The following is a 12,881-nucleotide window of genomic DNA, read 5'->3' as shown; positions in this document are numbered from 1 at the left end:
GCAACAGGGTGTCCGACAGCGCGGGAGGCGCGGCACGCCGGGCGCGGCCCCGTGCCTCCCGCCCGGCCGGGCCGGTCAGCGTCGTTTGTATCTGGTCGCCATGGCGTGGAATACCTTCTTGGGCTCCCATCGGGTGTCGTCGAGCATGCGGACGACGCCGTAGGAGGCGATATCCCGTGGGCCGGTCTTATCATAGTTTGCGAAGGAGAACCAGAATGCGGTGTCCACTCCTTCGGCCTCGAAGATGTCCATGAGGTCGACGAGGTAGCGCACCTGTTCGCCCTCGTCCGGAATCGCTCCGTGCGGCGGCTGCCAGGCCATGCCACCGAGTTCACCCGCTCCTTGGTAGGCACAGGTGCCGAACTCCGTGATGGCGACTGGCTTGCCATGGTTGACGTACTCACGCAGGTCGGAGCGGAAGGTGCCGGCGTTGCCGGCGTCGCGGTAGGCGTCGATGCCGATCAGGTCAAAAGGGCGCCAGTCGACGGCTTCCCAGGGGCCGGAGGCATAGGTGACCCGTCCGCTGAAGTGGCCTCGGACTGCTGCGACGGCTTCGGCGAGGAAGGCGTTGAGGCGCTCGGGAACCGGCCCGAGCGAGGCCCACCATTCCATGTCGGCGGTGGCAATGGCGCGTAGGCGGTCGGTGTAAGTGGCCCCGGGAAAGAAGCCGTTGCAGAAGGTGCTGATCTCGCATCCGGTGACGAACACCACCTCGGCACCGCCGTGCCGCACGGCTTCGGCCCGTTGTGCGCAGTCGGCGAAGAGGGGGAGCACCTGCTCTGGGGGAAGGTCCACAGGGAAGGGCGCGAACCAGATTTCCAGGCCGGCATCGGCGGCGGCCTTTGCAGCGATGCTCAGCCGTTTCGGATCGCGGCCGGAGATACGCACGGCGTCGCAGTGCAATTCCCCGGCGATCAGCGCCATGTCGCGGCGGACCGTTTCGGGAAGGAAGGTCTTGCGGGAGAGCGCGTCACCGGGGAGGAATCCGGTGTCGTAGTTGATGCCGCGTGCGCGCATGTCACTGCTCCTTCGCGTGGTAGAGCCCGTTTTCCAGCAGGTCGAAGGCGAGCTCGACGTCCTTGGCCAGGGCGCGGCCTGCTTCCTGTGGTGATGCGCCGCCGAGCAGGCGGTGGAAGTAGGACTCCTGGAGGGTGAGCAGGGACGCGGCGATCTGAGCCGCCATGAGCGCGGCCGCGGTCTCGCCGTACTGTTCGGTCAAGGTCCGGGCCAGCGCCTGACGCTGTTGGTAGAGCCGACCGTTGGCGGCATTGCTGAGCGCGGGGCTGTCGTGGATCACGCGCATCTGGGCGATCAGCGCCTCGTGGTTCACCGGTGCCGTCTGCCTGGTGGCGAATGCGCGGTAGTGGGCCCGCAGCGCCACCAGGAGGGAGTCGCCCGGTTGCCGCCGGGTGACGATCCCGGCCGGATCGTCCTCACCCACGCCCTGGAGTACGAGGGACTCCTTGGTGGGGAAGTACGTGAACAGCGTTGCCTTGGCCACTTCGGCGGCTTCGGCGATCTCGTTGACCGTCACCGCGTCGAAGCCGCGCTCGGCGAACAGCCTCAACGCCACTGCGGTGATCCGCTGCCTGGTCTGTTCCTTCTTGCGTTCACGTAGCCCTGCCACACACCGACAGTATCCGGACTGAGTTCAGAATCAAACTCGGTATGGTTTTGGGCAGCCCTCGGCGATGTGGTGCTCCAGGGAGGGTCGGCAGGGGTCGAGCTTGCCGGTCCGGCCCTGCCACTGGCCGTGCAACATCGCCTCCGGGCTTGCGGCACAGGCGTACCTGCGGATGGGGTTACGGCCCAGCCCGCATCGGCGAGCGACTTCGCGCGGGCTGTAGCCCTGTTCGGCCTGCGCACGAACCGCCGCGTGGGTGTCGCGGCGCCGGTCTCACACAACCGCAGGATGAACGCCCGCATGATGGAGCGCCGACGGCGCACGGCAGCGGTGCGGGACTGGGTGAGGAACTGCCAGGCCTGCGTGGGCAGGACCACCAGCCCTCGCAAGGGTCGGACTTTTCGACTATCCGACGGTTCACCAATTCGAGGGAACGCAAAAATCTCTATTGACCGGGCGTAGTCCTGTGCGTACTTTCGAACTCATCGAGAGCCTCAGGGCGACCGTAAAGGGGAGTTTCCACCGGCCGCACGCTCTCGACCCCCTCTCGGTTTTGACGATTCCTCGTCTCCCGGCGCACCCCGCCACCGGCGGCAGCGATTCCGGCCCCGCCCGGTGCCCATTCATCGAACTTCCGGAACCTCAAGTCCCCTCATATCGCGGGCCATTGAACCCGCGGCAATTCCGCCCTGCCAGGAAACCCATCAGGAAAGAGGACGCCCTCATGTCTGCAACCCATCAGGACCTGGAGAATGTCAGGGCGTCGGCGACTCCGGCCGACGGCCCCTGGTTCTTCACCATCATCGACACCGAGGCGAATGTCACGATCTTCGCCAACATCAGCCCCCCGCTTCCCCTCGGCGGGTTGGTCGTCACCGATCGTGCCGACGGCCAGTTCGACGTCTGGTGGCGCCTGCCATAACGGGCAGGGGCCATGGGCGGTGGTCGGCACCGCTGCCCATGGCCCCTTGCGACGTGCCGCGCCTTACGACCGACGGTCAGAAGTCGTCGTCGTCCTCGTAGTAGTTGTTGACGACCGTGACCTGCTCCGGCTCGTCCTCACTGAGCGCACTGCCCAGCAGCGCACCGCCGATGAGGCCCGCGGCACCGGCGCCCACGACCGCCGCGGTGCTGTGCCCGCCGCGCTGCGGAGGCTGCGGGTAACCGCCGCCACCGGGGTAGCCCTGCTGGACATAACCGGGCTGCTGGGGGTAGCCCGGCTGCTGCGGGTAACCGGCCTGCTGGGGGTAACCGGCCTGGGGTGCCTGCGGCGTGTAGAAGGGCGGAGGCGTGGTCTGCACCCGCTGGGCACAGGCAGCGCAGGTCTGGATGGGCCGGGGTACGCCCCACTGGGGTGACCACTGCACGCTCATCGTCCCGACACCGTGGGACGGGTCGAAGAAGCAGGTCATTGTTACTCCTCGGGTTGTCAAAGCCGCCGCCCAGCATAACTGGCCGCCTCCGGCAATTCGTTGGTGTCGGCAGTCGGCCGCTCTTCCCGGGCGGCCCGGCGGCCGCGCAGGGCGACGGCCAGCGCCACGGCCACCGCAAGCAATTCGATGGCACCGGCCGTCCAGCCGACCCCCGCAGCGCCGCCGTGGCCCAGGGCCAGGGAGCCGACGATTCCACCGAGCGAGATGCCGGCGTAGATGGCGCTGGCGTTCAGCGACAGGACGATCCCGGCCGCATCGGGGGCCAGTGCCACGAGGCGGTGCTGCTGGACGGGAGCGAAGGACCAGCCGAAGACGCCCCAGACCGCGAGCGCCACCGCAGCCCCCGCCGCTCCCCCGGCACCGTGCGCGCCAAGGGACCCAAGCGCGCCGAAGGCGCAGAGCGCGACGGTCAGCCCGGCCGTGCTGATCACCCCGAGCCGGGCCGCGGGATGCCGGTCGGCGGCCCGGCCGCCGAGGGAGTTGCCCACCACGGCCGCCACCCCGAACACCAGGAGCCAGCCGCTCAGCGCTCCCCCGCGGATGCCGCCGACCGCCTCGAGGACGGGGCCCAGGTAGGTCAGCAGCGTGAACGCCCCGGCGATCCACAGCACGGACAGACCGAGCGCGGTGGGCACGCCGGGGGCACGGACCACGGCGAGGCGCGCGGTGGCCCGGGCGGCGGGCGGGGTGTCCAGCGGCGGCAGCAGGATGGCCAGTCCGCCGGTGGCCAGCGCGCCGAGCGCGGCCACCACCAGGAAGGTGACCCGCCAGCCGAACGCCCCGCCGATCAGGGTGCCCAGCGGCACTCCCACCGCGGTGGCCACCGCGATACCGGCGCCGACGGTGCCCAGCGCCCGGCCGCGCCGCTCCGGCGGGACCAGGGACGGCGCGACCGCCGCGGCCGCCGGGGTGAACACCGCGGCGGTGAGGGCGGCCAGCACCCGCACGGCAAGCATCGCCGGGTACGAGCTGACCAGCGCGGAGCAGGCATTCGCCACGGCGAACAGGCCGAGACCGGTGATGAGCACCGGCCGCCGCGGCAGCCCGCCGGCCGCCACCCCGAGCAGCGGGGCGCCGATGGCATAGGCGAGCGCGAAAACCGTGACGAGCTGACCGGCGGCGCCATTGGTCACCTCCAGGTCATGGGCCATGTCCGGGAGCAGCCCGGCGATGACATAACCGTCGGTGCCGATGGCGAACATGCCGACCGCGAGAAGAAGGAGCAGGGCTCGGGTGGATGTCATGACGGGAACATATGGGCGACCCCCTGACAAGGACTGTCAGTGGATGTCGGCAGACTGGTGACATGCGCGCGAGCAGGTTGCTGTCCCTTCTGCTGCTGCTCCAGTCCCGGGGCCGGATGACAGCCCGGCAACTGGCCGAGGAACTGGAGGTGTCGGTCCGCACCGTCTACCGGGATGTGGAGTCGCTCGCCGCCGCCGGGGTGCCGCTGTACGGCGAGCCGGGGCACGACGGTGGCTATCGACTGGTCGACGGCTACCGCACCCGGCTGACCGGGCTGACCGCCGAGGAGGCGGAGGCGCTGTTCCTGTCCGGGCTGCCCGGCGCGGCGGCGGACCTGGGGCTGGGGAGCGTACTGGCCACCGGGCGGCTCAAGTTGCTCGCCGCCCTGCCGGACGAACTGCGCAACCGCGCCGGGCGCCTGGGGCAGCGCTTCCACCTGGACACCTCCGGCTGGTACGACGACCCCGACCCCACTCCGCGGCTGGCCACGATCGTGGGCGCGGTCTGGGAGCAGCACCGCATCAGGGTGCGCTACCGGCGGTGGGAGGCGCCCAGGGAGGTGACCCGGACCCTGGAGCCCTACGGGGTGGTGCTCAAGGGCGGCCGCTGGTATCTGGTCGCGGGCGGCGGGCGGGGCATCCGTACCTACCGGGTGTCCCAGGTGCTCCGGGCCGAGGTGCTCGACGAGCGGTTCGAGCGGCCGGACGGCTTCGACCTGGCCGGGCACTGGGCGGCGTACCTGGCCGGGTTCGACGCCCGGCGGCGGCAGGGCGAGGCGGTGCTGCTGGTCACGCCGGGGCTGCTGGGCCGGCTGCCCCAGCTGCTGGAACCGGCCGTGGCCCGCGCGGCGTCCGCCTCCGCCGGGGCGCCGGAGGCGGACGGCCGCATCCGGGTGGTGGTTCCGCTGGAGGCCATCGAGCACACCGCGGGGATGCTGCTCCGGCTGGGGGCCGAGGCGGAGGTGCTGGCGCCGCCCGCACTGCGGGAGGCGATGGCACGGGCCGCCTCGGCGCTCGCGGAGCTCTACAGCTCCGTCACCACCACGTCCAGCGCCCAGGGCCGGCCGCCCTTCGCCGGGGCCCCGCCCTCCACCGCATAGCCCGACTCCCGCAGGGCGTCGATCAGTTCGGCCGGGTCGTCCGGCTCGGCACCGGCCGTCAGCAGGTCGCGTACCAGCCGGCCCTTGGTGGCCTTGTTGAAGTGGCTGACCACGGACCGCTTCTCGACCCCGCCCACCGTCTTCGACTGCAGCACCCGCACGGTGGCCGTCCGTTCGGCGAGCTCGCCCTTGGGCTTCCAGGCGGCCGCGTAGGCAGCCGAGCGCAGGTCCAGCACCAGCCCATCGCCGGCCGCCGCGGGGAGCGCCCGGGCCATCGGCCCCCGCCAGTACGCGCCGAGCGCACCGAGGCCGGGCAGCTTGACGCCCATCGAGCAGCGGTAGGAGGGGATGGCGTCATTGATGCGCACCGCGCCCCACAGCCCGGAGAAGACCAGCAGCGACCGCTCGGCGGCCCGCCGGGCCTTGCCGTCCAGGGTCGCCAGGCCCAGCGCGTCGTACAGGACGCCCGTGTAGACCTCCCCGGCGGGCCGGGTGGGCGCCGTCCGCAGGCCCGCGTTCTTGGCGATCTCGCCCCGCAGGCCCGGGCTCAGCCCCAGCACCTCGGCGGCCTTCTGCTCATCGCCCGAGCACAGCTCCACCAGCTCGGTGAGCACCGCCTCCCGTGCGGCCGCGAGCTCCGGCAGGGACAGCGAGCCGGCCTCCACCGCGCCCCCGGTCCCACCGGTGGCCTTTCCCTCGGACGGCGGCAACAGCACGAGCACGGTCGGTCTCCTTCGCAGGTGGATGGCGTCAGGAGCCTAACGCCGTACGCCGCGCCCACCGCGCCGCACGGCCGTATCGCCCCTGCGCTCGTTCACGACAAGGTCAAGGCCCCCGCGCCACGGTCCGTTCGGGGCCCGTCACCCTTGGAGGTACCATGGTCCACACGGCGGACGAGCCGGCCGGGCGGCCGCGTGGGATCTTCGGGTCCCCCGAGGAACGTCCGGGCTCCACACGGCAGGGTGGTGGGTAACGCCCACCCGGGGTGACCCGCGGGACAGTGCCACAGAAAACAGACCGCCGGGGCCGCGAGGCTCCCGGTAAGGGTGAAACGGTGGTGTAAGAGACCACCAGCGTCCGAGGTGACTCGGACGGCTCGGTAAACCCCACCCGGAGCAAGGTCAAGAGGAGCCTCACGGCTCTGCGCGGACGATCGAGGGCTGCCCGCCCGAGTCCGCGGGTAGACCGCATGAGCCTGTCGGCAACGGCAGGCCTAGATGGATGGCCGCCTCCCCGAGGGCCGCAAGGCCCCCGGGAGACAGAACCCGGCGTATAAGCCGACTCGTCCGTCGGTCATCTAGGGCGTGGCCCCCTGAACTGCGAAACCGCAGGTCAGGGGGCCATTGCTGTGAGGCCACCCGGTCTTGACGTTCCTGGGTGTTCGGGCCTGTTTCGGCCCTCTTCCGGGTGTCCTGTGGCGATGATGTGGCGGCGGCGAGGGCTGGACGTAAGGGCATCAGGGGCGACGGTTGTACTCGGCCATGGTGGTCTTCGAAGTGGACGCGTCCTTGAACGTCATCGTCCACGGACCGGTGTTCACGTCGAAGTCCTTGCCGAAGCCGACCCACTTCCCGATCATCTTCCGGCCGGTGGGTTCGACCAGCAGTTGCAGCGCCCCGTGGTAGACCGCCCCGGCGTAGTAGCCGTTCCGGGCCGTCTCCTCCCGCCACGTGCCCGTGACAACATTGCCGTCCAAGGTCAGGTCCATGGTCAGCGGGGAGTCGGGGTTGGAGGAACCTTCCGGCAGGGACCGCACGGTCAGCTTGTTGCCGTGCTGGATGACGACGACGAAGTGTTCGCCGGTGAAGTCGGCTCCCCGGCCGGACGAGTGGTACTCGTACCGCGAGAGCCAGATACCCGACAGGGTCCCGTGATTGATTTGCTTGGGCATGGGGGCAGTGCCTTCCGGGGCTGTTGCGGCTCCCACCTCTACCACCTCTCCTTGCACCGGCCCGTGGCCGTTCGTCACGGCCGGATGTTTCGATCGAGCGTTCGGCACCGATAGGGCGAACCCTAGGGCCTCAATCGGCAAGCCGGTCACGCGCTCCAGAGGTCTGACGTAGACGGGCCGGGGCATCCCGACCGTTCCCGACTCCCAGCGTTGGACGTTGCGCTTTGCACACTCATTCGGTTGCCCAATCTCCTGGCCTGCCTCACGTATGGCCCGGGCAAGATCGTCCTGGGACATGCGCAGGCTGACTCTGACGGCGCGAAGGATCGTGTTCGGCTCGGCCACGATTCGACAGTAGGTCCCAAGGCGACACTGGGTCATGGGTTTTGACCGATGAATGACGCCGATATGACGCCTTGACGGTCGCCGCGCCGCCATGAGTGCCAGCAGTAGACCTATCTCCACGACGGGGGGCATGGAGAGGGGACGAACTGCATGGCTGTACGCACCGTGATCCGCATGGCCAACTGGACCGTCCAGCCCGACGGGGAACCGGACGCCAAACGGCCCACGTACGCCCAGGAATGCGACGTCTGCGGCGAGGGCTCCCCGAGGAGCGCCGACGAGGACGAGGCGACGCAGTGGATCTTCCACCACGTGAAGACCAACCCGTCGCACAACTCCTACACGGAGATCGTCAAGCGCGGGTGGCGCGCGTGGATGAGGCAGTCGTGATCCGGCGGAGGGTCCTCCGGTGGGCGGGGCCCATCTGGGCCTCGACCGTCGTGTTTTCCACGGCGCTGGCGGTCTCCCTGGCGTTCCTGGGCAACCCGCACCACTCTTGATCTCCCGCTCTCCGTCGGCAGCTCCTCCACTCCCGCGCAGCGCTCAGTAACGCGGGGCTGGCGGAGAGCGGGGCTCCGCCGTCTACCCGGCGGCGCAGTAGTGACCCGGCAACACTCCTGGCCTTCTGTCCCTCCGCCACGAGGGGAGCGGGTGGACAGAGGTCCGCAACGTGTGAACACCCCGATCCCTACGACAAGGCCAGGCCGTATGACCACCACTCCCGCACCGGGACACCCGATGAGGTCCTGTGTACTGATCACTAACCCCCAGGGGCATGCGCTCGTTGTTACTCCTGCGAAGCAGGACGCACCGTGGATGCTTCCCGGTGGGCTCGTCGAACAGGGTGAGTCCCCGCTTGATGCCGCCCGCCGGGAAGTCCGCGAAGAACTCAACCTCGACCTCGGCGAGCGCATCCGTGAACTGGCTGCCGTCGAATGGCTTGCGGCCACCCATCCCGGGCGACGCGACCGGCTCGTCTTCGTCTTCGCTGGCCCCCAACTCCGGCCCGACGAGGAGGAGAGCATCATCTTGCAGCACGACGAGATCGCCTTCTGGCGTTGGATGCTCGTCGGCGACTTGATCTTGCAGTACCCCCGCATCGCGGCCCGCATCGTCCCGTGGCTCCACCAGCCCAACACCACGTCCTACCGAGAGACAAGGAACCCGGAGGGAACATCATGACCGACTTCGCCGACCGCCCCCTGCGCATCGGCACTCGCAGTTCACCCATGGCGCTCGCTCAGACCGAACATGTCTCCAGGCTCCTCCGCGAACTGACGCCTGGCCTCGAAATCGAGGTGAAGCCCACCACGACGGAGGCTGACCTCTGGCAGGGAGACCTTGCACAACTCGGCGGCAAGGGCCTGTTCGTCAAGGACATCGACGCGCAACTTCAGCGCGGGGACATCGATATGGCGATCCATTGCCTCAAGGATGTGCCCGGTGACGTCCCGATGCCGCAGGGCCTCGTGTTCGCCGCCATGCTCCCGCGTGCCGACGTCCGGGACGTTCTCCTGGTCCCCGAAGGGTCAACGGTCAAAACGCTGGCCGATCTTCCCCCCGGCGCCGCCGTGGCCACTACGGCCGTACGACGCAAGGCCCAGATCCTCAAGGTGCGCCCCGACCTCAACGTGATCAGGGTGCGGGGCGCTGTCGGAACCCGCGTCGAAAAGCTCGACGGCAAGAAGGGTGACCTTCAGGCCGAGGGCATGGTGCTCGCCCGCGCCGGACTGGAGCGCCTCGGCATCGAAGGCCGCATCCGCCACGAGTTCTCGGTGCACGAGATCCTGCCCGCAGTCGGCGCCGGCGTCCTCGCCCTGGAATGTCGCCGCGACGACGGCCCTGTTGCCGCCCTGCTGGAGCGCCTGAACGATCCCAAGACGCAGACCGAGGCCACTGCCGAGCGGGTCATGCTCCATGGCCTTCGCGGACACTGCAATTCGCCGATCGCCGGGTATTGCACCACGGAGCCTGACGGGCAACTCTCCCTCCGCGGCATGGTCTTCTCCCGCGACGGCAGTAAGTTCGTCCACGCCCACATCTGGGGCGAGGACTCGAACGACCCGGGCACCCTCGGGGCACGCGTCTCCGCCGAACTTCTCCGGCAGGGCGCACGGGACATCATCGAGGGCATTCCCCACTGACCCTCGTCCGGCCACCCGATGACTGGCCTAAACGGCTACAACGAAGTCCCTCACCCGGTTTCGGGTGGGGGACTTCGTTTGTTCGGGTCCGATCAGAGCAGAGCGAGGAACGGGTTCTCCTCCAGGAGTGCCGACCGCTTCACCGGCCTGGGCTCCGGGGCCGGTTGAGGAGCGGGGCGGTAAGCGTCTATGCGGACCACGGTTGCCGACTGCCGGTTGTCGCTCTGGGTGCTGGCCGGCTGTGCGTCTGCGTGACATTGGGGCTCGTCGTCGGCGAGGGTGAACACGATGGCGGGCCGCCCGCCCTTTCCCTGCTTCTCCGTGGTGACCACGATCCCGGGGAGCGCCTTGACCTCGGCTGCCGAAGCGTTGACGAACGGGAGCACCTGGGACGAGGTGGCCTTGTCCCCGTGCAGCGCGATCCGGGCGCGGACCTTTTCCACCAGGCTGAGGGGCTGCCGCTTGGGCTTGTCGGCTCCTGCGTCGCCGACGATGTCCAGGACCGAGTCCATGGCGTAGGTGACCAGTGCTGCCGCCGCGTCCAGGTCCTCCACCGTGATCTGCGACCGCAGGTCGAACAAGGCGTACAGGGCCGCGATGCGGCGTACCTGCTCATTGCAGCGGGCCGCGAACGCCTTCAGCCCCTCGGATTCCCGGGCCTTGGTGAGGAGGTCTCGCCGGATGATGTCGGCCGTGTCGTAGGCGTCTTCGGAGAGGGCGACGAGGCCGATGCGCTGTCCGTGGCGGACGGCACGGGCCATGGCCTCCCCGGCTTCGGGGATGAGGTGCGCGGGCATCCGGTCGCGTTCGCTGAGCCAACGGACCTGGGCCACGGGGAGGATCAACAGCCGGTTGTAGGAGCCGCCGTCGCGTTCGGTGGTGCTCATGCTGGCCCGGAACTCCTCCGGGGTGATGTGCCCCATGATCGAGACCCGGGGGTCGTCCACCTGCACGGGTAGGCACGCGCCCACGGGCGGCAGACCTCCAAGCGGAAGACCCGGCCATGGGCGCGGCCGATCCCGGCGAACCGGGTGGCCGCGCCCCAGTCAGGCCCCCGGCATGGGAAGGCGGCTGACCGCGGCGGACGCTCCCGGAATGCGGGCGCATCAGTGCGTCGGGGAAGACCCTGGCGGCTGGCTGGCACCAACTTCGCTGGAATCAAGGAAAGTTGACTGCGATTGCGCATGCCGCAACGCTCGTTGCGAGTGCCCTGACGCGAGTGTCACCACCCCGCACCACCCTGAGAGATGGCTGGTGGCCCCGGGGCCGGGCATTGGGCCTGCGTAGGCTCCGGACATGCATGTAGTTGCCATTCTCGCCCTCGACGACGTGGCGGCCATCGACCTCGTCGTCCCGTGCCATGTGTTCGCACTCGCGCAACGTCCCGACGGAACGCCCGCGTACGAGGTCAGGGTCTGCGCGGAACGGACCGTTCATGCGACCGCCGGTGCGCAGCGCCCGTTCCAACTCCTGGCAGGCCACGGGCTGGAGGATGCGCGTGAAGCCGATACCGTGATCGTGCCCGGCATTGCCCCCGATCGGGAGATGTCTCCGGCGGCGGTGCGGCTGATACGTGAGATCGCGGCCGGGGGGACGCGGGTGGCATCGATCTGTACCGGAGCGTTTGTTCTCGCTGCGGCCGGGCTGCTCGACGGGGGCAGGGCGGCGACGCACTGGTTGTTCGCGGACCAGTTGGCAGAGGAATTCCCGGCGGTGGAGGTGGATCCGTCCGTCCTGTTCGTGGACAACGGTCAGATTCTCTCCTCCGCCGGCATTGCCGCGGGCCTCGACCTGTGTCTGCACATGGTGCGGCGCGACCTCGGGGCGGCGGTGGCGGCCCGTACCGCGCGGATGATCGTGATGGCGCCGCAACGGGCCAGTGGTCAGGGGCAGTTCATCGAGTATCGCGATCCTGTCGACGATGCCGACGACCTCGGGCCGACGCTGCGGTGGATGCAGGGCAACCTCGAGGTGCCGCTGACCGTCGCGGACATCGCCGCCCATGCGGTCATGAGCACACGCTCCCTCACCCGGCGCTTCCGTGCCCAGACCGGTACCACGCCGCTGCGCTGGCTGCTGGACAGGCGGCTGCAACGGGCGAGGGAGCTGCTGGAGACGACCGGCCTGCCCATGGAGCGGGTCGCCGAGGCGGTGGGCTTTGGATCGAGTGCGACCTTGCGGCATCACTTCACCCGGCACATCGGCACCACGCCGAAGACCTACCGCGCCGCTTTCCAGGGCGGACAGACCAGCGGACAGACCAGGTGAGCGTGGTTGGCCGTATGTTGTGCCCGGCAGGCCCTGTTGGCTCTGTCCGGTGGCTCCTCCCTCGCCACAGACTGGTCGGCGAAACCCCTTTCACCAGCTCTCTTGGGAGGATCGCATGAGGGTGCACACCGTGCTCTACGACGGCGTGGAGGAACAGGACTTCGCCGGGCCCGTCGAGGCGTTCGGCGCCATCGTGGGCCCGCCCGAGGTCAAACGGAGTTTTGTCACCGCGGACGGCCCCCGCACGGTGACCACAGCTGCCGGAATGAAGATCCTGGTGGAGGAGCCATGGTCGCCACAGTCGGCCGATGTGCTCGTGGTGCCCGGTGGCGGCTACGGCGAGGGCTCAGGCGTGCTGAGGGAGATCCACCGCGGTGTCCTGCCCCGGAAGCTGGCCGAGGCGAGACGCCCCGGGTTGATCGTGGCGGCAGTCTGCACCGGGACGATGCTGCTCTCCGCCGCGGGGATCACCAAGGGCCGGCCCTGCACAACCCACCACATCGCCAAGGAGGATCTGGCGAAACAGGGCGGGAAGGTGGTGGGCGGCAGAGTCGTCGACGACGGTGACCTGGTCACCTCCGGAGGGGTCACCTCCGGTGTCGACCTTGCGATCTGGCTCGCGGAACGTCTGTATGGGCCCGAGGCCGCCCTGTTCGTCGAGGAGGTGCTGGAGTTCGAGCGCCGGGGCACGGTCTGGCGGGCCGCCTGAGCGTGCCGTGCACGCCGGCCGCGCCCGCCGTCGTCGCGGCACCGCGGGCTCGGCGATGAGCGCGGCTCTCGCCTCCTTCGAAACGGTCTCGTTGCGCAGAGCGCAACGTCCGTTGCGAGGCGT

Annotated in this window: 14 protein-coding genes and 1 other RNA gene; 8 read left to right on the top strand and 7 right to left on the bottom strand. The window is 69.5% G+C overall.

From position 1 onward, the window contains the following. Positions 1 to 75 precede the first annotated feature (75 nt). A complete protein-coding gene (locus tag ABCR83_RS15795) occupies positions 76 to 1,017 on the bottom strand; it encodes a hypothetical protein (RefSeq protein ID WP_462695635.1) in 942 nt (313 codons plus the stop codon). 1 nt (position 1,018) lies between these two features. Beyond that, positions 1,019 to 1,627 (bottom strand): TetR family transcriptional regulator, encoded by a 609-nt coding sequence (locus ABCR83_RS15790; protein ID WP_462695634.1) that lies wholly within the window; start codon positions 1,625 to 1,627, stop codon positions 1,019 to 1,021. A gap of 721 nt (positions 1,628 to 2,348) precedes the next feature. On the opposite strand from ABCR83_RS15790, the gene ABCR83_RS15785 reads away from it, so the two are divergent. Continuing rightward, positions 2,349 to 2,546: a hypothetical protein gene (locus ABCR83_RS15785; RefSeq protein WP_462695633.1), complete on the top strand. Its 198-nt coding sequence runs from the start codon at positions 2,349 to 2,351 to the stop codon at positions 2,544 to 2,546. A gap of 76 nt (positions 2,547 to 2,622) precedes the next feature. Here the strand turns inward: ABCR83_RS15785 and ABCR83_RS15780 are convergent, their stop codons facing one another. Continuing rightward, the gene (locus ABCR83_RS15780; protein ID WP_462695632.1) at positions 2,623 to 3,036 is read right to left on the bottom strand and encodes a hypothetical protein; all 414 of its coding nucleotides are present in this window, start codon (positions 3,034 to 3,036) and stop codon (positions 2,623 to 2,625) included. Positions 3,037 to 3,053: 17 nt separating this feature from the next. Then, on the bottom strand, positions 3,054 to 4,301 hold the full coding sequence (locus ABCR83_RS15775) for an MFS transporter (protein ID WP_462695631.1): 1,248 nt from the start codon (positions 4,299 to 4,301) through the stop codon (positions 3,054 to 3,056). 62 nt (positions 4,302 to 4,363) lie between these two features. Here ABCR83_RS15775 and ABCR83_RS15770 point away from each other — a divergent pair, with 62 nt between their 5' ends. Further along, positions 4,364 to 5,401 (top strand): helix-turn-helix transcriptional regulator, encoded by a 1,038-nt coding sequence (locus ABCR83_RS15770; protein WP_462695630.1) that lies wholly within the window; start codon positions 4,364 to 4,366, stop codon positions 5,399 to 5,401. Here the strand turns inward: ABCR83_RS15770 and yaaA are convergent. Further along, complete coding sequence (gene yaaA, locus ABCR83_RS15765) at positions 5,326 to 6,123, bottom strand: peroxide stress protein YaaA (protein WP_462695629.1); 798 nt, start codon at positions 6,121 to 6,123, stop codon at positions 5,326 to 5,328. The genes ABCR83_RS15770 and yaaA overlap by 76 nt on opposite strands. A 172-nt stretch (positions 6,124 to 6,295) precedes the next feature. On the opposite strand from yaaA, the gene rnpB reads away from it, so the two are divergent. Further along, an RNA gene (gene rnpB, locus ABCR83_RS15760) (RNase P RNA component class A) lies at positions 6,296 to 6,690 on the top strand. Positions 6,691 to 6,857: 167 nt separating this feature from the next. On the opposite strand, the gene ABCR83_RS15755 is transcribed toward rnpB, so the two are convergent. Further along, positions 6,858 to 7,589 (bottom strand): XRE family transcriptional regulator, encoded by a 732-nt coding sequence (locus tag ABCR83_RS15755; protein ID WP_462695685.1) that lies wholly within the window; start codon positions 7,587 to 7,589, stop codon positions 6,858 to 6,860. 198 nt (positions 7,590 to 7,787) lie between these two features. On the opposite strand from ABCR83_RS15755, the gene ABCR83_RS15750 reads away from it, so the two are divergent. From ABCR83_RS15750 to hemC, 3 genes are all read left to right on the top strand, one after another. After that, positions 7,788 to 8,027, top strand: coding sequence for a DUF7848 domain-containing protein (locus ABCR83_RS15750; protein ID WP_462695628.1), 240 nt, complete (start codon positions 7,788 to 7,790; stop codon positions 8,025 to 8,027). Positions 8,028 to 8,345: 318 nt separating this feature from the next. After that, positions 8,346 to 8,819, top strand: coding sequence for an NUDIX domain-containing protein (locus tag ABCR83_RS15745; RefSeq protein WP_462695627.1), 474 nt, complete (start codon positions 8,346 to 8,348; stop codon positions 8,817 to 8,819). Next, positions 8,816 to 9,781 carry a hydroxymethylbilane synthase gene (gene hemC / locus ABCR83_RS15740; RefSeq protein ID WP_462695626.1) on the top strand — a complete coding sequence of 322 codons (966 nt, stop codon included), beginning with the start codon at positions 8,816 to 8,818 and terminating at the stop codon, positions 9,779 to 9,781. The genes ABCR83_RS15745 and hemC overlap by 4 nt, the downstream gene beginning before the upstream one ends. A gap of 92 nt (positions 9,782 to 9,873) precedes the next feature. Here the strand turns inward: hemC and ABCR83_RS15735 are convergent, their stop codons facing one another. Continuing rightward, positions 9,874 to 10,728, bottom strand: a complete 855-nt coding sequence (locus tag ABCR83_RS15735) for a DUF3987 domain-containing protein (RefSeq protein ID WP_462695684.1) — start codon at positions 10,726 to 10,728, stop codon at positions 9,874 to 9,876. A 349-nt stretch (positions 10,729 to 11,077) separates the two neighbouring features. On the opposite strand from ABCR83_RS15735, the gene ABCR83_RS15730 reads away from it, so the two are divergent. Then, positions 11,078 to 12,049 carry a GlxA family transcriptional regulator gene (locus ABCR83_RS15730; RefSeq protein WP_462695625.1) on the top strand — a complete coding sequence of 324 codons (972 nt, stop codon included), beginning with the start codon at positions 11,078 to 11,080 and terminating at the stop codon, positions 12,047 to 12,049. Positions 12,050 to 12,164: 115 nt separating this feature from the next. Next, positions 12,165 to 12,758, top strand: coding sequence for a DJ-1/PfpI family protein (locus tag ABCR83_RS15725; RefSeq protein ID WP_462695624.1), 594 nt, complete (start codon positions 12,165 to 12,167; stop codon positions 12,756 to 12,758). Positions 12,759 to 12,881 lie beyond the last annotated feature (123 nt).

Source organism: Streptomyces xingningensis, assembly GCF_054957865.1.
The sequence above is the reverse complement of the archived record's forward strand: the minus strand, read 5'-3'. Positions and strand labels throughout refer to the sequence as shown.